Here is a 241-nt window from a genome sequence, read left to right on the forward strand (position 1 = left end):
CGCCGCCAGCCTCGCCGGCGGTGCCAATGTCACGCTCGGCGCCGGCAACCTGCTGGTCAACCGTGGGCGGATCACCGCCGCCGGCGACCTCGTGGCCAGCGCCGCGAGCCTGAACAACTACGGCACCCTGGGCGGCGGCGGCAACCTGCGATTGAACGCGCCCGCCCTGCTCAACGAGCGCGGGTTGCTGTTCAGTGGCGCCGACATGACCCTGCGCGCCGGCGACATCACCAACCTCTAC

At 71.8% G+C, this 241-nt stretch carries 1 protein-coding gene; it reads left to right on the forward strand.

Annotated features, from left to right (window positions below):
- The coding region (locus HMPREF0072_RS11440) for a hypothetical protein (RefSeq protein WP_004830538.1) at positions 1–241 on the forward strand (241 nt) is incomplete at both ends.

This window comes from Anaerococcus lactolyticus ATCC 51172, from assembly GCF_000156575.1.
GTDB lineage: Bacteria > Bacillota > Clostridia > Tissierellales > Peptoniphilaceae > Anaerococcus > Anaerococcus lactolyticus.